The sequence below is a fragment of the Pseudomonas rosaeacicularis genome, from assembly GCF_057128745.1.
In genome coordinates this window covers 36660-57181 of sequence record NZ_JBSKHT010000028.1, presented here as the reverse complement: position 1 = coordinate 57181, position 20522 = coordinate 36660, and the positions used below count along the sequence as shown (strand labels likewise).

At 60.5% G+C, this 20522-nt stretch carries 17 protein-coding genes and 2 riboswitches; of the genes, 4 read left to right on the top strand and 13 right to left on the bottom strand.

Translation table 11 applies throughout. The features are described 5' to 3' along the window. Nucleotides 1-140 precede the first annotated feature (140 nt). From ACWKWM_RS27535 to ACWKWM_RS27485, 11 genes are all read right to left on the bottom strand, one after another. Nucleotides 141-743, bottom strand: coding sequence for a vWA domain-containing protein (locus ACWKWM_RS27535; RefSeq protein WP_483849132.1), 603 nt, complete (start codon nt 741-743; stop codon nt 141-143). Between the two features lie 53 nt (nt 744-796). Further along, nucleotides 797-1840 carry a magnesium chelatase ATPase subunit I gene (locus tag ACWKWM_RS27530; protein ID WP_483849129.1) on the bottom strand — a complete coding sequence of 348 codons (1044 nt, stop codon included), beginning with the start codon at nt 1838-1840 and terminating at the stop codon, nt 797-799. A 208-nt stretch (nt 1841-2048) separates the two neighbouring features. Further along, complete coding sequence (cobN, locus tag ACWKWM_RS27525; RefSeq protein WP_483849128.1) at nt 2049-5813, bottom strand: cobaltochelatase subunit CobN; 3765 nt, start codon at nt 5811-5813, stop codon at nt 2049-2051. A gap of 3 nt (nt 5814-5816) precedes the next feature. Then, nucleotides 5817-6896: a cobalamin biosynthesis protein CobW gene (gene cobW / locus ACWKWM_RS27520; protein WP_483849127.1), complete on the bottom strand. Its 1080-nt coding sequence runs from the start codon at nt 6894-6896 to the stop codon at nt 5817-5819. Between the two features lie 113 nt (nt 6897-7009). Beyond that, a riboswitch (cobalamin riboswitch) is annotated at nt 7010-7227 on the bottom strand. 285 nt (nt 7228-7512) lie between these two features. Then, on the bottom strand, nt 7513-8370 hold the full coding sequence (locus tag ACWKWM_RS27515) for an IclR family transcriptional regulator (protein WP_483849126.1): 858 nt from the start codon (nt 8368-8370) through the stop codon (nt 7513-7515). Between the two features lie 102 nt (nt 8371-8472). After that, a complete protein-coding gene (locus ACWKWM_RS27510) occupies nt 8473-9975 on the bottom strand; it encodes an aldehyde dehydrogenase family protein (protein WP_483849131.1) in 1503 nt (500 codons plus the stop codon). A 43-nt stretch (nt 9976-10018) separates the two neighbouring features. Beyond that, nucleotides 10019-11143, bottom strand: a complete 1125-nt coding sequence (locus ACWKWM_RS27505) for an ABC transporter ATP-binding protein (protein WP_483849125.1) — start codon at nt 11141-11143, stop codon at nt 10019-10021. A gap of 127 nt (nt 11144-11270) precedes the next feature. Beyond that, complete coding sequence (locus ACWKWM_RS27500; RefSeq protein WP_483849124.1) at nt 11271-12344, bottom strand: ABC transporter substrate-binding protein; 1074 nt, start codon at nt 12342-12344, stop codon at nt 11271-11273. Nucleotides 12345-12368: 24 nt separating this feature from the next. Then, on the bottom strand, nt 12369-13178 hold the full coding sequence (locus ACWKWM_RS27495) for an ABC transporter permease (protein ID WP_483849123.1): 810 nt from the start codon (nt 13176-13178) through the stop codon (nt 12369-12371). Beyond that, the gene (locus ACWKWM_RS27490) at nt 13175-14089 is read right to left on the bottom strand and encodes an ABC transporter permease (RefSeq protein WP_483849122.1); all 915 of its coding nucleotides are present in this window, start codon (nt 14087-14089) and stop codon (nt 13175-13177) included. The genes ACWKWM_RS27495 and ACWKWM_RS27490 overlap by 4 nt, the downstream gene beginning before the upstream one ends. Beyond that, nucleotides 14086-15300: an NAD(P)/FAD-dependent oxidoreductase gene (locus ACWKWM_RS27485; RefSeq protein ID WP_483849121.1), complete on the bottom strand. Its 1215-nt coding sequence runs from the start codon at nt 15298-15300 to the stop codon at nt 14086-14088. Before ACWKWM_RS27485 ends, ACWKWM_RS27490 begins: the two co-directional genes overlap by 4 nt. 577 nt (nt 15301-15877) lie before the next feature. Beyond that, a riboswitch (cobalamin riboswitch) is annotated at nt 15878-16116 on the top strand. Between the two features lie 97 nt (nt 16117-16213). Between ACWKWM_RS27485 and ACWKWM_RS27480 the strand changes: the two genes are divergently transcribed. The 4 genes from ACWKWM_RS27480 (at nt 16214) to cobM (ending at nt 18403) form a co-directional block, all read left to right on the top strand. After that, nucleotides 16214-16405, top strand: coding sequence for a CbtB domain-containing protein (locus ACWKWM_RS27480; protein ID WP_483849120.1), 192 nt, complete (start codon nt 16214-16216; stop codon nt 16403-16405). An 11-nt stretch (nt 16406-16416) separates the two neighbouring features. Then, nucleotides 16417-17142 carry a CbtA family protein gene (locus tag ACWKWM_RS27475; protein WP_483849119.1) on the top strand — a complete coding sequence of 242 codons (726 nt, stop codon included), beginning with the start codon at nt 16417-16419 and terminating at the stop codon, nt 17140-17142. Next, complete coding sequence (locus ACWKWM_RS27470; protein ID WP_483849118.1) at nt 17139-17558, top strand: cobalamin biosynthesis protein; 420 nt, start codon at nt 17139-17141, stop codon at nt 17556-17558. Before ACWKWM_RS27475 ends, ACWKWM_RS27470 begins: the two co-directional genes overlap by 4 nt. Nucleotides 17559-17656: 98 nt before the next feature. After that, entirely contained in the window at nt 17657-18403 is a 747-nt protein-coding gene (gene cobM, locus ACWKWM_RS27465; RefSeq protein WP_483849117.1) for a precorrin-4 C(11)-methyltransferase, read from the top strand. A 158-nt stretch (nt 18404-18561) separates the two neighbouring features. Here cobM and nfuA read toward each other — a convergent pair whose 3' ends face one another. Continuing rightward, the gene (nfuA, locus tag ACWKWM_RS27460; protein ID WP_483835946.1) at nt 18562-19155 is read right to left on the bottom strand and encodes a Fe-S biogenesis protein NfuA; all 594 of its coding nucleotides are present in this window, start codon (nt 19153-19155) and stop codon (nt 18562-18564) included. A gap of 97 nt (nt 19156-19252) precedes the next feature. Next, nucleotides 19253-20272, bottom strand: a complete 1020-nt coding sequence (locus ACWKWM_RS27455; protein ID WP_483849116.1) for an acyltransferase family protein — start codon at nt 20270-20272, stop codon at nt 19253-19255. Nucleotides 20273-20522: the final 250 nt, after the last annotated feature.

Below are 20522 nucleotides of genomic sequence, written 5' to 3'. Positions count from 1 at the left end.
GGCCTGATACATAGATGCAACCGGGTAGCAGTGTTAAAAAAGGGTTGGCAGTGGGGGCGAGTCCATACATAGGAGCTAACTTGTTGGCGAGAAGGTCGACTCGGTGCGTCAGGCGCCGCGCCTCGCGAACAAGTTCGCTCCTACAGGGTGTTGAGGTGCCGATACACGGCGCCGATCATCCTGGCGATGTCCGCCGCCCTTCCCAGCCGAATCGGCCCCAGCTCCATATCGATCAACACGCTCGGGCATTCGAACCTTGCCATCGACGGCAACTGCTTGACCCGACCGTCCGTGAGCACCAGCACACGCTGTAGTTCTGCCGGGTTTCGCTTGCTGCGCTGTATCAACCACTCACTGGCCTGATCCAGGGCCTCGAACAGTGGCGTACCGCCCCCCGCACCCAATCCATCGAGCCACGGCTGCAAGGCCGCGCTGGCTTTCAAACCCTGACGTTGCCAACGCGGCGCACTGCCGCTTGCAGTGAGCAACGCCAGACGGGCGCGGCGTCGATAGGCGTCATCGAACAACTGCGCCAATAACCCTTTGGCCTGACTCAACGCCTGATGCCGCCGCGTAGACGCCGAGGCATCGACGATCACCAACCACAGCTCATGGGCCTGCGCACTCCGTGGCAGTCGAACCAGTTCAGCACGATTTTTCGGGCGACCACGCAGCAAAGTGGGCAGCCAGGCAATTGCCCCGTCGATTCCCGCCTGCGCCGCGCCGCTTCTACCGCCCGCCAGTCGACCCGGCCTGGGTTTGGCATCCGCCCCCTTGATCGAACGAGGGCGAATGCCTAGGGCTTTTTTGGCCAGCTCGGGATATCACGGCGCGCACCGGACGCAACGGATTGTGCGGGCATCTCCCCCCAACTGCCTTCGCCCTGACCTGACAGCGGCTGCTCATCAGGCAGTTGCTTGTCGGGAGTCGCAGGTGGCTGCGGCGGGGATTGGGATGGGGACTCGGATTGCGGTGGCTGGGTCTGAGCCACATGGCGACGTCGATGGCGCAAAGCAAACTCGGCCACTGCATCAATGTCCTCCTCAGAAATAGCCGATGCCCCGCGCCACGCCGCATGCGCCCGCGCCGCTCGCAACCACACCAGATCTGCGCGAAGACCATCCACGCCCGCCGCATAGCAGCGCTCGGTGATTCGCTCCAGGCTCAAATCATCCAGCGCGATCTCAGGGACCAACAACCGCGCGCGTTCGCAGCGGGCTTTCAACACGTCCTGGCGCTCGGCCCATTGAGCGCAAAACACTTCGGGAGATGTGTCGAAATCCAGTCGCCGGCGAATGATCTGGCCACGTTCCACCGGTGCAGTGTGCCCGCTCAACGCCACATTCAACCCGAAGCGGTCAAGCAACTGAGGACGCAACTCGCCTTCTTCGGGGTTCATGGTGCCGATCAGCACAAAACGCGACGGATGCTGATGGGAGATGCCGTCACGCTCTATCAAATTGACACCGCTGGCAGCGACATCGAGCAGCAAGTCCACCAGATGATCCGGCAGCAGGTTGACCTCATCCACATACAGCACGCCGCCGTCGGCCTTGGCTAATACGCCGGGGGAAAACGCCGCACGGCCCTCACCCAGCGCTGCATCCAGGTCCAGCGTGCCGACCAGACGTTCTTCGGTGGCGCCCAATGGAAGTGTCACGAACTGACCACTGGCCAACAAATCCGCCAACCCGCGAGCCAGGGTGGACTTGGCCATGCCCCGTGGCCCCTCGATCAGCACACCGCCGATCTTCGGGTCGATGGCGGTCAGGCACAGCGCCAGTTTCAGCTCGTCAGCGCCAACGACAGCGGCCAGTGGGAAATGCGGGGTGTCGGTCATGTTCGGGTCTCAGAAAAAAAATCTAGAATATCTGCACGCAACTCATCCCCGTGGGAGCGGACCTGTCCGCGAAGAGGCCGGTGCAGCCGCCCCATCTTTAGCGACCAGAAGGTAGCCTTCGCGGACAGGTCCGCTCCCACAATGGATCTGCGGCGCTGCGGATATTTCCATCCAATGCCTGCCACAGGCCAGCGCCAGACGACAGCCGTCAATGCTCTTCAATATCCAGCAACAGGTTTTCCAGTGCCTCCCGGTACTGTCCCGGCTCTTGCCACAACCCACGTTGCTGCGCTTCGAGCATTCGTTCGGTCATGTCGCGCAGCGCGTCGGGGTTGTGTTGCTGGATGAACTCGCGGGTCGATGCGTCAAGCAAATAGGCATCCGCCAACAAGGCGTATTGGTGGTCGTCGATCAACTCGGTAGTGGCGTCGAAGGCAAACAGAAAATCCACTGTTGCAGCCATCTCGAACGCGCCTTTGTAGCCGTGACGCTTGACCCCGTCGATCCACTTCGGATTGGCCGCCCGTGAGCGCACCACCCGGTTCAATTCCTCTTTCAGGGTACGAATCTTCGGCAGATCCGGCTGACTGTGATCGCCGTGATAGCTAGCGGTTTTTGCGCCGCTGAGGGTTTCCGCCGCCGCGAGCATGCCGCCCTGAAACTGGTAATAGTCGTTGGAATCGAGCAAGTCGTGCTCGCGATTGTCCTGATTCTGCAGCACCGCCTGCACCTGACTCAGGCGCTGGGCAAAACGCTCACGGGCTGGCGTGCCCTCATCCGCCGCGCCATAGGCGTATCCGCCCCAGTTCAGATAGACCTCGGCCAAATCCTCGCGGGTTTGCCACAGTCGCCCATCGATCGCGTTCTGCACCCCAGCACCGTATGCGCCGGGTTTGGCACCGAAGATACGCCAGCCCGCTTGCCGGGCTGCTTGTTCGGCCGTGGCGCCGGCCTGTTCGAATTCTGCACGCTCTTGACGCACACGGGCGGCCAGCGGATTCATGTCATCAGGCTCATCCAATGCAGCAACGGCCTGAACCGCCGCATCGAACAGACGAATCAGATTGGCGAACGCATCACGAAAGAACCCGGACACTCGCAGCGTGACATCCACACGGGGACGGTCCAGAAGGCTCAGCGGCAGGATTTCAAAATCATCGACACGCTGGCTGCCCGTGGCCCACACGGGACGAACGCCCATCAGCGCCATGGCCTGGGCGATATCGTCGCCACCGGTGCGCATCGTCGCGGTGCCCCAGACAGACAAGCCAAGTTGACGTAGATGATCACCATTGTCTTGCAAGTGCCTGTCCAGCAACAGATTTGCCGATTGAAAACCTATGCGCCACGCAGTGGTCGTCGGCAAGTTGCGCACGTCCACCGAGAAGAAGTTACGCCCGGTCGGTAACACATCAAGGCGCCCACGGCTCGGCGCGCCGCTTGGGCCTGCGGGTACGAAGCGGCCGCTCAGGGCGTCCAGCAAACCTTGCATTTCAGCAGGGCCACAGGCGTCTAATCGCGGCGCCACGACTTCAAGCAATGAGTTAACTATCAAATCTAATTCGTTGTTTCCGAAAGGTATTAAATCTGACTTCCCATCCAAAACCTGCTCGATCAATCCGGTTGCATACAACTCCAGTCGTTCGCGCGTATCACCTACCGTGCGCCATGGATCATCACTGACTTCATGTAAAGCCTGAGGTTTGGGACCACTCCATGGCTCGCCCAAATCACAGTCCAGCGGGTCGATCCCCAACTCGAACGCCTTGCCCAATACCCGCAACAGACTCGCCTGCGCACCTTTGCCATCGTCGCGAGGAATGCGCAGCAGAGCCAGCAACGTATCGATGCGCAAACGCCCGGTGGGCGACTCGCCGAACACATGCAGGCCGTCGCGGATCTGCGATTCCTTCAGGTCACACAGATAGGTGTCCAGACGCGGCAGCCAGATCGCCACATCCGCATCGCTGTCGAGCCCTTCTTCCAGCGCCAGTTCGCGATCAATATGGGTTTCGCGCACCAGCCCGAGAATGTCTTTTTGCAATTCGCGGGCGCGGCGCGGATCGAGCAATTGCGCTTCGTAATATTCGTCGGCCAACAGCTCCAGATTGCGCAGCGGGCCGTAAGTCTCGGCGCGGGTCAGCGGCGGCATCAGGTGGTCGATGATTACCGCCTGAGTACGCCGTTTGGCTTGGGCGCCCTCGCCCGGATCGTTGACGATAAAAGGATAAATGTTCGGCATCGGACCCAGGATCGCATCCGGCCAGCAATGCTCGGACAACCCCACGCCCTTGCCCGGCAGCCACTCCAGATTGCCGTGTTTGCCGACATGGATCACCGCATGGGCGCCATAGCTTTTACGCAGCCAGAAATAAAACGCCAGATAGCCGTGAGGCGGCACCAGATCCGGGTCGTGATAGACCGCACTGTGATCGACGTCGTAGCCTCTGGCCGGTTGAATACCGATGAAGGTCTGGCCAAAACGCAGACCTGCCACCATCATCCGACCGCCACGGCACATCGGATCGCTGTCAGGTGTGCCCCAACGCTGGATGACCGCCTGTTGATTGGCTTCGGGCAGCGCCTGAAACGCGGCCAGGTATTCGTCCATGGCCATGCTTTGATGACATGGGCGCTGATCGCGGCCGTCGGGATCGTTGGTCACACCGCCCAACAGCGCGTGAATCAGCTCAGTGCCGGTGTCGGGCAGTGGCGCCAGCGGATAGCCTTCGTTTTGCAGCGCCCGCAGAATATTCAGCGCCGCCGCCGGGGTATCAAGCCCGACGCCATTGCCGATGCGGCCGTCCCGGGTCGGGTAATTGGCCAGAATTAAGGCCACGCGCTTGTCGTGATTGGGTAGGCGGCCCAGCAATATCCAGCGCCGCGCCAGTTCAGCGACGAAATCCATACGCTCGGGCTGGGCGCGATAACACACCACATCGGACTGACTGCGCTCGCTGTACCACGCCAGATCCTTGAAGCTGATCGGTCGGCTGATGATCCTGCCGTCCAGTTCCGGCAGGGCAATGTGCATGGCCAGATCGCGTGGGCCAAGGCCCTGCTCGCTGGCTTGCCAGGCCGGTTCGTTGTCTTGCGCGCAGATAGCCTGGATCACCGGAATATTGCGGCGAAACGGCCGCAAATGCGGGGCTTCCGGGCTGGACTGGGCGAAGCCGGTGGTATTGAGGATGATCTCGGCGTCCGCCTCGTCCATCCAATCCTGCACTGCCGTCAGGCACGCAGGCTCTTTGAGGCTGGCGACGGCGATGGGCAGCGGATTAATGCCCCGGGCCAATAAGCGCTCGCAGAACACGTCGATAAATCCGGTATTGGCCGCCTGCAAATGCGAGCGGTAGAACAGCAGCGCAGCAACCGGTTGCTCCGGTAGCCAATCGGCTTGCCAGTCGCCGAGCGTGGCACTGGCTTTTTTGGGGTGATAGATAACGGTCCGCTGCAAGGGCTCTGGCTCGGTCCAGGGATACTCGCGGCCAAACCAACTGCTGGCCAGGCAGTTATAGAACTGCATGGCGTTGTGCTTGCCGCCCTGACGCAGGAAATGCCACAGCCGCTCGGCCTCTTCCTGCGGCACATTGCTAAGACCCGTCAGTTCAGGGTCAGGCCGATCACAGCCCGGCACCAGAATCAATTTCACGCCACGTGACGCCAGTTCCACCAGCCGCTCGACGCCATAGCGCCAGTAGCCGATGCCGCCGTGCAGGGAAATCAGGATGACCTTGGCGTGGCGCAGCACTTCGTCGACATACAGATCAACCGAGGCATGGTTTTGCACCTGCATCGGGTTGGCCAGACGCAGGCTGGGGTAATCGTCGGGCAGTTGCTGCGCGGTTTCGGCGAGCAATGCCAGATGGGAGTCGCCGCTGCACAGAATCACCAGATCGGCGGGGGTTTGCCCCAAGTCAGCGATACTGTCGTCGGGGACGAAACCGCCGGGCTGGGTTCTGAGCAGGTGCATGTCTTAGCCTGCTACTGCCACAGCCGTTACCGCAGCGCGCAGCTGGGTTTCGAGCACGGCGGCGTCGAGTTCCTGGCCGATCAACACCAGATGCGTGACGCGCTCCTCATCTGCCTTCCAGGCACGGTCAAAATGCTTGTCGAACCGGGTGCCGACGCCTTGTACCAGCAGGCGCATCGGCTTGCCAGCGATTGCGGCAAACCCTTTGACGCGCAGGATGCCGTGTTGCACGACGGCTTGGGTCAGCGCGTCCAGCAACAGGCGCTCGTCCGCTTGCGGCAAGGTGATGGAGATCGAATCGAAGGCGTCGTGATCGTGATCATCGTGGTCGTCTCCTTCGTGATGATCGTGATGGGTTTTGCGGCTGTCGATGTGCTGCTCGGATTCAGCGCCAAGGCCCAACAGCACGCTGATCGGCAATTGCCCTTTGCTGGCCTCGATGACTTTCACCGCAGGGGGAAGTTCTTCGGCCACTTCAGCGCGCACGGCGGCCAGTGATTCAGCGTCGAGCATGTCGGCTTTGTTGAGGATGACCAGATCGGCGCTGGCCAGTTGATCGGCGAACAGCTCGTGCAGCGGTGATTCATGGTCCAGGTTCGGATCAAGCTTGCGCTGTGCATCGACCTGGTCCGGGAACGCGGCGAAAGTGCCGGCCAGCACGGCCGGGCTGTCGACCACAGTGATCACGGCATCAACGGTACAGGCGCTGCGGATTTCCGGCCACTGGAATGCTTGCACCAAGGGCTTGGGCAGTGCCAGACCGCTGGTTTCGATGAGGATATGGTCGAGATCGCCGCGACGGGCCACCAGTTCACGCATCACCGGGAAGAATTCTTCCTGCACCGTGCAGCACAGGCAGCCGTTGGCCAGTTCGTAAACGCGGCCGGTGGCTTCTTCTTCGGTGCAGCCGATGGTGCATTGCTTGAGGATGTCGCCGTCGATACCCAGCTCGCCGAACTCGTTGACGATCACCGCGATACGCCGCCCTTCAGCGTTATCGAGCATGTGACGCAGCAAGGTGGTTTTGCCCGAACCGAGGAAGCCGGTGACGATGGTGACGGGGAGTTTGGCCAGTGTTTTCATCGGATACCCTTTGACGGTACGGCGGGCAAAGGGGACGAGAACCGCGCAGCAGGAGCGCTGGCCGTTCGATTCGCCACCGGATCACCCCGCCCGGTTGTAGTGAGAATGCGTGGACGCAGTGTCCGGTCGAGGCAGGTCTCCTGGCTTACGGCAGCGCTGGCGGTTTTGAAGAAATCCGACAGGCATTCATCGCGCCTTCCCGCTCGCGCAGTGGCTGTGCAATGAACATGACCGTTTACAGTTGCGGGGGCAGCTGCGGCGTGACCGCATTCCCTTCTTAGCGCCGATCTTAAAGAACACAGACCGGCGAACCTCGACTGCGCAAGGCTACGCAGTGGACATGGTCAGGTCAATGATCGGTTGATGCCTGATGCGGGTGCGATTTTATGCCGGCGAACGTCCCGGAGCGAAGCTTGCTCGCGACGGCTTTTGATTCTGGCCGCAGGCCGTAGGAGCGCGACTTGTCCGCGATTGGCTGCGCAGCAGTCATGAAAACGCGCGCCTACGGAGTGTCAGGCATACCCAAGCGCAGATTTGACTGCCGCTGCGCGTCAGATCGCCTGCAAGCAAGGCTCCTACGCCTTCGGCAGAAGCGGATTTACTAATGGGCATCGCCCTATCGAAACCCGCCTGAACGCTGGCTCCAGCCGGCACTGGAAATCGCATGGGCGGTATGAATCAAGGCAGGAGCGAAAGCTTTGCGCGCATCTTCGAAACTCCAGCGACTGGCGGGCACCGAGATATTGATTGCGCCCAGCGGCATGCCGCCTGCATCGACTATCGGCGCCGCCAGACTGATGTCGCCGAGAAAATACTCACCTTCGATACCGCTGTAACCGTCGGCCCGTGCTTCGGCGATTTTGCCCAGCAACGCGTCAAGGTCGGTCAGGGTGGCGTGAGTGTGCGAGGGTTTGGGCATCGCCTCAAGCAGGTCGGCGCAAACGTCTGGATCGAGCCGCGACAGATAGGCCCGGCCAGACGCCGTGCAATACATCGGCAGGCTCAAGCCTAGCGGCATCGGGATCATGACTTGGTTATGGCTGGGGAAACGCGCCACAAATACCATTTCATGGCCATCGGGTTCCGACAGGTTGCAGCTCTCGTGGCATTCACGGTTGAGCTGATGCAGATAGGGCGAGGCGCGATCGATCAGGCTGTTGGTCTGCAAATATCCAAAACCCAGGGACAGCGCCCGAGGCGTGAGCTGATAGCGCTTGCTTTGCGGGTCCTTGCGCAGATATCCCAGGGTTTCCAGCGTGAAGGCAAAACGCTGGGCCGCGCTTTTGGTGATGCCGGTGGCGGCGGCGATCTCCGGAAGGTTCATGCTCGGATTGCCGGCGCGGAACGCCATCATCACCTCCAGCCCGCGCGCAAGCGTGCTGGCGAACAGCGGCGATTGTTCCGGCGCAGTCTTGTCGGCGACGGCCTCCTCAGCGGGCAGTTTGTCGTTTGGCATGGACTCGGACTGACTCATGATGGCTCGCGAATAATGATTTTTTATTGATGTCGGAATCGCCGCAATGCGGGCACAACGCAGGATCAACACGGCGCGACTGTACCCGACACATGGCAGGCGTCAACCGCCCAGGTGCACCCACACCGATTTAGTTTGCGAGTATTGCGTCAGCGCTTCCAGACAACGATCACGGCCATTGCCCGACTGTTTGAACCCACCCCACGGCTGGGTCATATCACCGTGATCAAAGCAGTTGACCCAGACGATTCCAGCTTCCACATCACGAGCGAAGGTCAGCGCCTTGTCGATATTCTGAGTCCAGACGGAGGCCGCCAGCCCGTAGATCGAGTCATTGGCAATCTCCAGCGCATGATCGAGCCCCGTCACGCGAATCGCTGCCGCCACCGGGCCGAACACCTCTTCTCGGGCCAGGGTCATCTGCGGGCTGACATCGGCGTACAGCGTCGGGCTGACATAGGCGCCATGCTCCAGACCTTTGGGAATACCGCCGCCAAAGACCAGACGCCCACCTTCGGCATTGGCCTTGTCGATGTAGCCCAACACACGCTTTTGCTGTTGGAGCGACACCATCGACCCCATCCGTGTCGCCGGATCGAGCGGATCGCCAGGCAGATATCGGCCAAGGGCGACCTCAGTGAATCGCTCGATGAACGCGTCGTAAATACTGTCCTGCACCAGCAACCGGGAGCCTGCGTTGCACACCTCACCCTGATTGGCATAAATGCCGTTCACGGCGTAACTCACGGCGCGATCGAGATCAGCGACGTCCGCCAGAATGATCTGCGGGCTCTTGCCGCCGCATTCGGTGGTTACCCGCTTCATGTTGGACTGGCCGGCGTAGATGAACATCTTTTTGCCCACCTCAACCGAACCAGTAAATCCGATCTTGTCGACATTCATGTGCAGCGCCAGCGCGGCCCCCGCTTCCGCGCCAAAGCCCTGCACCACGTTAAACACTCCAGGCGGACCACCCGCCTGAATGAACAACTGCGCCAGCAGCACTGCGCTCGAGGGCGATTGTTCGGCGGGCTTGAGCACCACCGAATTGCCCATGGACAACGCGGGCGCAAGTTTCCACGCCGCCATCAGCAACGGGTAGTTCCACGGCACGATCAGGCCGACCACGCCCAGCGGCTGACGCAGAATGTAGGGCAAGGCCTCAGGCGTCGTGCTGGTGACGGCGCCTTCCAGCTTGTCGATGGTTTCGGCGAAGAACTGAAAAGACAGCGCCGAATACGGTACGTCCACTTCCAGCATGTCGGTGATCGGCTTGCCCATGTCCAGCACGTCAAGCAGGGCGAACGCTTCGGCGTTTTCGTCGATCAGCGCGGCGAAGCGATACAGCACGGCCATGCGATCTCTGGGTGCCAGGCGTGACCAACTGCCGGACTTAAAGGCCCGGCGCGCAGACTTGACGGCGACATCGATGTCCGCGGCGGCGCTACGTGGCGCGCTGGCGTGGACCTTGCCAGTGGCCGGATTGACCACCTCGAACGTTTCGCCGCTGAGCGCCTGACACGGCTCGCCGTCGATGAAGTTGCTGATGCGGTACTCGAAAGTGCTCAAGCGCTGCTGCCAATCGGCGGCGCTGCGTTGGGCCAGTGTCTGGTAAAGGCTGGTCATGGCGAGATCCTGATAGATGATTTCATTGAGCGCTCAGCGATGAAGGCGACGTAGCGGCAAATGCCCGCGCCACACCGGGGGCGACGCTGAAATAAAGCTCGTCGCCTGGCTTGAGCGCGGCGTGATGTTGGGCGTTCCCATCCCGTGGCAAGTCAAGCGTCAGGCCGTCAACGCCAGGCACGCTGACCTGAATGCGCAAGGAGCGCCCATGAAACAACGTCTGCAGCACAGTGGCCTGGGTGGTAAACGCCGCCATCCCGGGGTCGACGGTAGTTTGGACACGCAGGTCTTCGGGGCGTACAGACACCGTCACCTGTTCGCCGATGCGTAAGGGTCTGTCGCTGCGGGCTATCATGTGCATCGCCCCCACTTTGACGCTGAACAAGCTGTTGTCACGGCTGATCACTTCACCCGGCAGCAGATTGCTCGCGCCGATGAAGCCGGCAACAAATGGGGTAGCGGGCTGGTCGTAGAGTTCGGCGGGCCCTGCTACTTGCTCGATCCGGCCATTGCGCATGACGGCGATGCGGTCGGAAATGGACAGGGCTTCGGTCTGATCGTGGGTGACCATCACAAAGGTGGTGCCCAATTGCGCTTGCAGGCGCTTGAGTTCGACCTGCATGTGCTGGCGCAGATGCGCATCGAGGGCTGAAAGCGGTTCATCGAGCAAAAGCACGCGCGGACGGCACACCAGCGCGCGGGCCATGGCAATCCGCTGCTGCTGGCCGCCGGACAAATCCTGGACGCGGGCGCGGGCCTTGTCCGCCAGTCCCACCAGTTCGAGCATTTCGCGAATCCGGGTGCGAGCTTCGCCCGACCCCACGCCCGCCAGGCTCAAGCCGAAGCCGACGTTGTCACTGACGTTGAGGTGCGGGAACAGTGCGTAGTCCTGAAACACCGTGTTCACCGGACGCCCATACGGCGGCGCGGCGGTGAGGTCCTGGCCGTCGATGAAAATCTGTCCCGCCGTCGGCGCCTCGAAACCGGCGATCAGGCGCAAGGTAGTGGTCTTGCCGCAACCTGACGGTCCCAAGAGGCTGATGAATTCTCCGCTGGCGATGTCCAGGTCGATGTTGTCGACGCTGAGAATGCTCTCGGTGTAACGCTTGCTGATGCCTTTGAGGCTGACCACGTTGGGGTTTGTCACACGCGAATCCTCTTGCATACAACGCGAATAAATGTAGGAGCTGCCGAAGGCTGCGATCGCGGTGTGTCAGACAGACGCTTCGCAGCCTCGCGTTGCTCGGCAGTTCATACAGCTGCGGTCACTTCAATCACCCACCCGCCTTCACCCGCTCAAACAGCTTGGCCAGTTCGTCGTTGCTCGGAATCGGTTTGGTCAGCACGGTGTCGCGCAGCATGGTTTCCGGGTCGTTGGGCAGTGACAGCTCTTCGAGCTTGGCTGGCGGGACCTTCTTGAACGCAGCCTCACTGGCGCTGCCGTAGCCGTATTCATTGATCAGGCTGGCACCGGAATCCGGGTTCAGGCGCGCATTGATGAAGTCATACGCCAGGTCCACATGCTTGGCGTCCTTGAGCAGGACCATGCCGCACACCCAGGTCAACATGCCCTCTTTGGGCTTCATGAACGCGACCGGCACGTTCTGCTTTTTCAGGGCTGTGGCCGATGCGTTCCAGGCCATGGCCGCCACCAGTTCGCCGCTGGCCAGGCTCTGTTCCACCGAGGTCATGTCAGTGGTGTATGACGACATCAGCGGCCGCTGCTGACGCAACATCGCGCCGACTTTGTCCAGCTGCGCCTGATCCATTTTCTTGAACGGATCTACCCCCGCCAGCAATGCCGCCACAAGAGGCGTGTCGTGGACCGCATCGATGGTCGCCATCTTCCCGGCGTAAGGCGAAGCGGGATCAAAGAACATTTTCCAGCTGGCTTCCGGATTTTTCACCAGATCGGTGCGGTACAGAATCGAAGTATTGCCCCAGTCCCACGGCACCATCCAGACCTTGCCGTCGGCATCGACAATGCCCGGCAGTTTCTGTAGAACCGGGAACACTTGATCCCAATTCTTCAGGCGTTTTGGGTCGAGCGGCTGAATCAGCCCCGCCTGTTTCCAGCGTTCCAGCTTGTCATAGCAAGGGTGCGCCAGATCAGGATGAAAACCCGCACGGGCTTTGGACAGCGCATCGTCATCGTCGCCAAACACCGAGATATCGACCTGCCCCGGATGGGCTTTTTCGAAGTCGTCATGGAACTGCGGCAACTCGTAACCGGACCAGGTGAAATACGTCAGCTTGCCACTGTCAGCGGCCTGCGCGCCCTGCTGTAACAACGTGAAGCCCAGCGCAAACGCGCTCAACCCCAGCGCCCAGGAACGTGTATCGGTCATGCGGATTTTCATGAGACCTCCGAGCTATTTCGTAATGGAATTGGCAGAGGAACGCGTGCCACGACGCCGAAAATGCTCGGCCAGCGCAGCGAGAATCACGGAGACCACGAGGATCACCGTACCGAGCGCCATGACGCTCGGCAGTTGCTTGGGAAAGCGCAGTTGACTCCAGATGTAAATGGGCAGGGTCGGTTCGGTGCCGACGAGAAAGAACGCCACGATGAACTCGTCGAACGAGGTAATGAACGCGAGCATGAACGCCGAAATCAGCCCCGGCAGTGCCAGCGGCAACGCCACGCGACGAAACGTGGTCCATTCGTCCGCGCCCAGATCCATCGCGGCGTCTTCCAGACTGCGGGGGAACGCCGCGAAACGGCTGCGCATCACCACCACAGTGGTCGGCAGGCAAAAACACACATGGCCCACCATGATCGAACCCAGTGACGGACCCGGACCGATCAGGTTAATGCCGACCAGCAAAGCGATGCCCAACACAACGCCGGGCAACAGGATCGGCAAACGCGCCAACAGCGAAATACTTCGTGCCAGCGGTGTGCTGCGGCGCAGATCGGCATAAGCAATCAGACACCCCGCCGCGGTTGCGATGGCTGCGGCAATGCTCGCCACCATCACGCTGTTGAGCGCTGCGTTGCGCAGTCGCGGGTCGTCCAGCAGGCTTTGGTACCACTGCATGGTGAAGCCCTTGAGCGGAAACACCGGGGCAATGGAATCGTTGAACGAGAACACCGGAATCAACAGCGTCGGCAGATACAAAAACACCAGGTACGCCGCCACATAGGCCATCAACCAATGCCGGTTCAGGTAGCGGGTCATGTGCGAGTGCTCCAGCGAGTGATGATCCAGCGCACAGCGACTACGACGATGGCAATCGCGACCATGCTGATCACCGCCAGTGCCGCACCGGCAGGCCAGTCGTTGGCCTTGCCGAACTGCGCCTGAATCAACGTGCCGATCATCGAGCTGTCAGGGCCGCCGACCAGAGCGGGGGTCACGTAATCGCCCACGGTCGGGACGAACACCACTAGCGCCGCCGACAAGATCCCCGGCACTGACAGCGGCAGCACCACCCGCAGAAACCCCTGATACGGCTTCGCGCCGAGGTCGGCGGCGGCTTCGAACAGATTCTTCGGCAGGCCCTGCAGGCAGATGTACAGCGGCAGCACGGCGAATGCGGCGTAGGCATGGGCCAAGGTCACCACTACGGTGGCCGGCGTATTGAGCAGGCCGGTCAGCGGCGCGTCGGTGATACCCAGCTGCATCAGCGCCGAATTGAGCACGCCGTTGTAGGCGAGCACGATTTTCCATGCGAACACCCGCAACAGGTAACTGGTCCAGAACGGCAGCGTCACCAGAAACAGCAGCAGATGACGCCAGCGCCCAGCCCGGAATGCCAGGAAATACGCCACCGGAAATGCCAGCGCGACTGTCGAGATCGTAACAATCGCCGAGAGGACAATTGAGCGCAGCAACACCATCCGGGTCAGCGGATCGGTGAGCGCCGAAGACAGATTGTCCAGCGTGAAGGCCGGCCCGACGATCTGCCCATCGTTGACCCGCACGCTCATGTACAGCAGCAAACCCAGGGCAAACAGAATCAGCGTGCAGGTGATCAAACCGCCCGGCAGATTCAACAGCGCATCGAACAGGCGAGCACGGGAGCGACGCGGTGTGACGATAAACGGGGCAGCGGCGGGTGCTGAGGCGTCGATGCGGGTTTGAGTCATCGTTTTGCCCCCCTGGCCCTTCGCTCGATCAAGTCCTGCATACGCATGACGTTGGCCGCGAGCCGTGCGACATTGCGATGCAGGGGCGCCGCGGGCATGGCCTTGAAAGGCGTCACCGGATAAACGCTTTCGGCGGCGGGCAGGCCTTGGACCAGATCGGCGACCAATGCGCCCATCCGCGTGGCCATCGCCACCCCCCGACCGTAATAACCCAAGGCTACGGTCAAGCCCGGTTCCGGCTGGCTGAGGATCGGGATTCCGGCAGACGGCACCGCAACTCGACCGCACCAGCAATGGGTCAGCGGCGTTTGCTCAAGCATCGGGTAGATATCGAGCATTTCCCGACGAACCCGCGCCAGGTCATTGAGGTTTAACGCGTCGCGGAACGGGCCTCGGGTGCCGAGCACAAAACGGCCGTCCTGGGTTTTGCGGAAGTAGCGCAATACCCGGTAGGTGTCAGATACCGGCAATCCACCGGGTAGGACCAAGTCCCGTAGTGCTGAAGGCAGTGGCGCCGTTGCCGCCTGCAAACTCCACAGCGTGACGTAGGTATGAGGCAGCGCTGGCAACAGCGGCGAGGAATAGGCGTTGGTGGCGATGACCACCTGATCGGCTTGAATGTCGCCGTTTGCAGTGGTGACCGTCCAGCCGCCTTCAGCCCGTTTTAGTTGCAACGCAGCGCAGCGTTCAAAAATCTTCACGCCGCGCTGGCGGGCGACGGCGGCCAGACCGTGAATGTATTGATAGGGCTGTAATTGGCCGGCGCGCTTGTCAAGCAGTCCTCCGTGGTAAATCGAGGTGCCGAGTCGCTTGGCAGTGTCGCTTTTGTCGAGCATCCGCACAGCGCCGCTGCGGCTTTGCCACTGACGAGCGCGGGCCTGCAACGCAAGCAACGCGGACTCGTTGTGCGCAGCCTGAATCCAGCCGTCCTGACGCGCACCACAGTCGATGCCCAGGCGCTCAATCAGACGAAAAACATAGTCAGCGGCGCTACCCACCAGGTCCACCAATGGTTCGCCACGCGCCTCGCCAAAACGCTGAACCAACTCGTCAGGGTTGAGCTTGAGACCGGGAATCACCTGACCGCCATTGCGGCCGGACGCGCCCTCACCGATGTTCATCGCGTCGATGACGACCACCTCACCGTCATGGGCAGCATGCGAGGTCAAAGCCAGGGCGGTGGACAGTCCCGTATACCCGGCGCCAATCACTACACAACGTGCCCTGGAAGGCAGCGTTGAGCTAAATGCCTGGACCTCGGAACGCTCCTGCCAAAGACAGCTGAATACATCTGATGATGCTTTCAAGATTCACCCGTATCGATGATCGATATAGATGTAGGTATAAACGATATTGGTGATTGCGCAATGGCGCAGCTTTTGATTCGTCGTTTTCGATGTATTTAGGTCGTTATTAACGGGCAGCGGTATCGATGTTCGATATCGGAGGGGAGGTCAAACGCCTTAGATTCTGGCCGCAGGCGATAAGAGCGTGGCTTGTCCGCGATTGGCTGCGCAGCAGTCATGAAACTTTGCGCCGACGGAGTGTCAGGAGGCCCCCAAGCACAGGTTTTTACTGCCGCTGCGCGCCAGATCGCCTGCAAGCAAGGCTCCTACGCCTTCGGCAGAAGCAAATCTGCAAATACGCGGCACATGGCAATCGGCGGGTTACGCCTCCGGCAGAAGCAAATCTGCAAATACGCGGCACATGGCAACCAGCGGGTGTCGCCTTCGGCAGAAGCGGTTCGGGGACCGGGTGCAGATTGACGAAGCCAACTCGCCATGCTCTCCTACACGCCTTGTTACGGGTGCCCTTCACAGGGTGAAACGGGAAACCGGTGCGTGTCGTCGTGAAGGCGATGCAAGTCCGGCGCTGCCCCCGCAACGGTAAGCGAGTGAAGAGTCAGATCCACTGTGTCTGTCATGGCTGCAAGGCGTGCGATATGGGAAGGCGATTCTTGATGGCGGGACGCATTGCGCGCCCTGCCCCTCGCAAGCCCGGAGACCGGCCCGCAACTGACACATAACAAACCCGCGGTGGGCGGGCGCTGTTGAGTCTCTGCTGACACCTGTCAGCGGGTTTCATTGCGCTTTCCTGCTCGCTGACATTTCAGAGGGAAGCGCCATGTCGATCACCACTACCAGCCCATCCAGCACCTCCAGCACCACCGCTACGCAGACCCAACGCCTGACTGCGGCAGTCAGCGCGATGATCCTCGGCGCTTGCCTGGTTTACTTTGCCGGCTTCTCGCACATCGATGCGGTACACAACGCTGCGCACGACACCCGTCACAGCTCCGCCTTCCCTTGCCATTGAGACCTGACGCCATGTTCAAGCGTATCGCGCAAACGGCCGGGTTCACCGGGCTGCTCGCCGCCCTGCTGCTGACCTTGCTGCAAAGCTTCTGGGTCGCGCCGTTGATTCTGCAGGCCGAAACTTACGAGAAAGCGCCCGCCACACACTCCGAGTCCCACGAGCATGCCACCGGCGCCATGGTGGCCCACGAGCATGACGCCGAGGCATGGGAGCCGGAAGACGGCTGGCAGCGTGTGCTGTCTACAACTGGAGGCAATCTGGTGGTGGCGGTTGGTTTCGCGTTGATGCTTGCTGCGCTGTATACGTTGCGGGCACCAGGCAGCACTGCTCAGGGCGCACTCTGGGGGCTGGCCGGTTTTGCCGTGTTTGTATTGGCGCCGACCCTTGGCCTGCCGCCTGAGTTGCCAGGCACTGCTGCCGCTGACCTCACTCAGCGTCAGTTCTGGTGGATCGGCACTGCTGCATCCACCGCCGTTGCGCTGGCGTTGCTGGTGTTCGGTCGTCACTGGGCTTTGAAAGTCCTGGCTGTCGCAATTCTGGTCGTCCCACATGTAATTGGTGCCCCGCAGCCGGAAGTACACGCCAGCCTGGCGCCAGAAGCACTTGAAGCACAGTTCAAAATCGCCTCGCTGCTGACCAATGCGGTGTTCTGGATTGCGATGGGCGTGATTAGCGCCTGGTTGTTCCGCCGCAACAATCCTGAGCTGCATACGTCAGGGCTGCCGCACGCGGCATGAGCCACTCGGGCACTCGGCCGATCCTGGTGGTCGGCCTTGGCTGCCGGCGAGGTTGCTCAGTTGAGTCGCTGACGGCATTGATCGACGAAAGCCTTGCGCTTCAAGGCTTTGCTCTCAGCGATATAACCGCCCTCGCCTCCATTGACCTCAAGTCGGCGGAATCGGGATTGCTGGAACTGAGTGCACGGTTGGGCGTGTCGCTGGTGTTTTTCAGTGCCGAGGACTTGAGCGCGTTCGAGGGACAGCTGAGCCATCGCTCGCAGCCCGCGTTTGACGCAACGGGATGTTACGGCGTAGCGGAAAGTGCGGCGTTGGCGTTGGCCGCGCAGCTATCGACCGCCCCACCGCGTTTGCTCATCACACGCCACAAGAACAACCACGCCACCTTCGCATTGGCGGGTGCAAACCCTCTGTAGGAGCCAACTTGTTGGCGAAGCGTTATCCCGGTCGAAACGCAACGATCGCCCTCGCCAACAAGTTGGCTCCTACAGAACACATACGCTTTGGAGTTCCAATGACCGTTTTTTTCATCGGCGCAGGCCCCGGCGATCCGGAGCTGATCACCGTAAAGGGCCAACGCCTGATCCGCACTTGCCCGGTCATCATTTACGCCGGCTCCCTGGTGCCCGAGGCCGTGCTTGAGGGTCATCAGGCGGTTCACGTCACCAACAGCGCCGAATTACACCTGGAGCAGATCATCGCCTTGATGAAATCCGCTCATGAACAGGGCCAGGATGTGGCCAGGGTTCACTCTGGCGACCCGAGTTTGTATGGCGCCATTGGCGAACAGATTCGTTGTCTTCGCGAGCTGAATATCCCCTGCGAAATCATCCCCGGCGTGACGGCGACTGCTGCATGCGCCGCATTGCTTGGTACTGAACTGACGCTGCCCGACATCTCGCAAAGCGTGATTCTGACGCGCTACGCCGACAAAACTTCGATGCCCAAAGGCGAGGCGCTCGGTGATCTGGCGCAGCACAAGGCAACGATGGCCATTCATTTGGGCGTGAACAATCTGGGCAAGATCATTGCAGAACTGACCCCGTACTACGGCGCCGATTGCCCGATTGCGGTGGTTCACCGCGCCAGTTGGCCGGATCAGGATTGGGTGACGGGAACGCTGGCGGACATTGAGGCGAAGGTGCAGGAGAAGGGTTTTCGGCGTACGGCGCTGATTCTGGTCGGGCGAGTACTGGGCAATGAAGTGTTCAGTGAATCATCGCTGTACCGCGCCGGGCATGCGCATCTCTTCAGGCCCTGAACGGCCCGGTGATGACTGTAGGAGCGAACTTGTTCACGAGGCGTCGTACCTGACACACCACATCAAGCGCTCGCCAACAAGTTGGCTCCTACAGTGGGGTATTTCCCCACAAAAAAGCCCCGAACCAGTCGGGGCTTTTTGCTGAAACGCTGACCACGTCAGTAGTAGGCGTTTTCTTTTTGCGTGTGGTCGGTTACATCACGTACCGCGGTCAGCTCGGGGATGCGTTCGAGCAACGTGCGCTCGATGCCTTCCTTGAGTGTCACGTCGGCCTGACCGCAACCCTGACAACCGCCACCAAATTGCAGCACGGCAATGTTGGCGTCGTCTTCTTCAACCACATCGATCAGGCTGACCTGACCCCCATGGCTGGCAAGCCCTGGGTTGATCTCGGTTTGCAGGTAGTAGTTGATGCGTTCGTTGATCGGGCTTTCGGCGTTGACCATGGGTACTTTGGCGTTTGGCGCCTTGATGGTCAGCTGACCGCCCATACGGTCGGTGGCGTAATCGACAACGGCGTCATCCAGAAACGCTTCACTGAAGGAGTCGATCCAGGCAGTGAAGCTTTTCAGACCGATGGCCTTGTCTTCGGATTTCTCTTCGCCCGGCTTGCAGTAAGCAATGCAGGTTTCAGCGTATTGGGTGCCAGGCTGGGTAATAAACACGCGGATGCCGATGCCCGGGGTGTTCTGCTTTTCCAGCAGGTCAGCCAGATAATCGTGGGCGGCATCAGTAATAGTAATAGCGGTCATGAAAATTCCTCGCAGACGTGGCCGGAGTTTACGCCAATCCCAGGCAACTGACAAAGTCCTAGCATTGCACTCAGGTAAAGAGTCCGACAGAAGCGAATCAGGAATACGCAGCTTCCTTCGCCAATCGTCGATTATCCAGCCAGCCTTTCATGCGGCGATACAAACCCTTCTCAATAACCTCGTAACTGGCCCAGGCGCCTAGGGCAATCACCGGCACACACACGGCAAAAACCGCGTAAGGATTGAAGCCATACCGCTCGGTCAGCAACCACCCGCCGTACAACACCAACACGTGCAGCAAGTACACGGAGTACGAGCAATCGCCCATGGTTTTCAGGAAACGGTTTCCCCGGAAATACGGTTCCAGCGATATGCACGCCACCACGATCACTGCGCTCGGCAGCCCCCAGTTGATGATGCGAGTGCTCGGCTCCAGCTCGTTGATGGTGAACAACGCACCCGCGATGGCCAGCACCGGTATCCACAGACGCTGACTGATCCAGCCACGGCGGTAGACCATGCCGATGCCGATACCCAGCAGGAACTCATAAACGATGTCGTTGGCGTAAAAGCGGCTGATGAGCCCGGAGCGTCCGAGCACATCGCTCACAGCAAACAGCGCGGCGGCGATGATCAACGGCCGATGGCGCTGCTGGAACAGAAAGACCATCGAGAACAGCACGTAGAACAGCATTTCGTAGTTCAGGGTCCAGCCCACGTTTAGCGTCGGGTACAGCCCGTAGCCGCCCGGATTTTCCGAAGGGATGAATAACAGCGAAAGCATGAAGCTCTGCCAATCGACCACCTGATGCGGCAGTAATGGGCTTGCGACCAGCACCAGCAGGCCCATTACTACGGTATACAGCCAATAAGCGGGAACGATGCGAATAATGCGGTTGAGCATGAAGTGGCCGACGGGCATGTCTTTGTCCAGGGTAGACAGATAGATGACCAGACCGCTGATGACGAAGAAGATGTCGACGCCGACGGCGCCCTTGGACGTGAAAAACTCACCCAGCGGACCGCTTGGGTGGAAGTCGAAGAAAATCTGCATGAAGTGATGACACACAACGGCCCACGCGGCGAGTGCCCGCAGGGCTTGAACCGAAATCAACATCGCTAACCTCTTGTTGCCTACGCTGGAAACCACGACCCAAGACCCTCGAAATGAGGCAAATTTCAGGACGACTCGCAGCTTCCGACTGCCATAAGTTTGAAAAGGTTCGCGCGGTCTGACGGGGTGTCTAATGGCGGCAGGCCATGTTTTACAAGGGATTTCGGCCCATGCGCAGCGTACGCGGGGTGATGAATGAACCACAGAAGCACGCAATTATTTGACCGAGCACAACCCGTGGGAGCGGACCTGT

What these genes read in the sequence shown, in the direction of transcription:
- ACWKWM_RS27530 (WP_483849129.1), bottom strand. Translation starts at nt 1,840, where the DNA reads ATGACCGACACCCCGCATTTCCCACTGGCCGCTGTCGTTGGCGCTGAC.
- cobN (WP_483849128.1), bottom strand. Translation starts at nt 5,813, where the DNA reads ATGCACCTGCTCAGAACCCAGCCCGGCGGTTTCGTCCCCGACGACAGT.
- cobW (WP_483849127.1), bottom strand. Translation starts at nt 6,896, where the DNA reads ATGAAAACACTGGCCAAACTCCCCGTCACCATCGTCACCGGCTTCCTC.
- ACWKWM_RS27515 (WP_483849126.1), bottom strand. Translation starts at nt 8,370, where the DNA reads ATGAGTCAGTCCGAGTCCATGCCAAACGACAAACTGCCCGCTGAGGAG.
- ACWKWM_RS27500 (WP_483849124.1), bottom strand. Translation starts at nt 12,344, where the DNA reads ATGACCGATACACGTTCCTGGGCGCTGGGGTTGAGCGCGTTTGCGCTG.
- ACWKWM_RS27495 (WP_483849123.1), bottom strand. Translation starts at nt 13,178, where the DNA reads ATGACCCGCTACCTGAACCGGCATTGGTTGATGGCCTATGTGGCGGCG.
- ACWKWM_RS27490 (WP_483849122.1), bottom strand. Translation starts at nt 14,089, where the DNA reads ATGACTCAAACCCGCATCGACGCCTCAGCACCCGCCGCTGCCCCGTTT.
- ACWKWM_RS27480 (WP_483849120.1), top strand. Translation starts at nt 16,214, where the DNA reads ATGTCGATCACCACTACCAGCCCATCCAGCACCTCCAGCACCACCGCT.
- ACWKWM_RS27475 (WP_483849119.1), top strand. Translation starts at nt 16,417, where the DNA reads ATGTTCAAGCGTATCGCGCAAACGGCCGGGTTCACCGGGCTGCTCGCC.
- ACWKWM_RS27470 (WP_483849118.1), top strand. Translation starts at nt 17,139, where the DNA reads ATGAGCCACTCGGGCACTCGGCCGATCCTGGTGGTCGGCCTTGGCTGC.
- cobM (WP_483849117.1), top strand. Translation starts at nt 17,657, where the DNA reads ATGACCGTTTTTTTCATCGGCGCAGGCCCCGGCGATCCGGAGCTGATC.
- nfuA (WP_483835946.1), bottom strand. Translation starts at nt 19,155, where the DNA reads ATGACCGCTATTACTATTACTGATGCCGCCCACGATTATCTGGCTGAC.
- ACWKWM_RS27455 (WP_483849116.1), bottom strand. Translation starts at nt 20,272, where the DNA reads ATGTTGATTTCGGTTCAAGCCCTGCGGGCACTCGCCGCGTGGGCCGTT.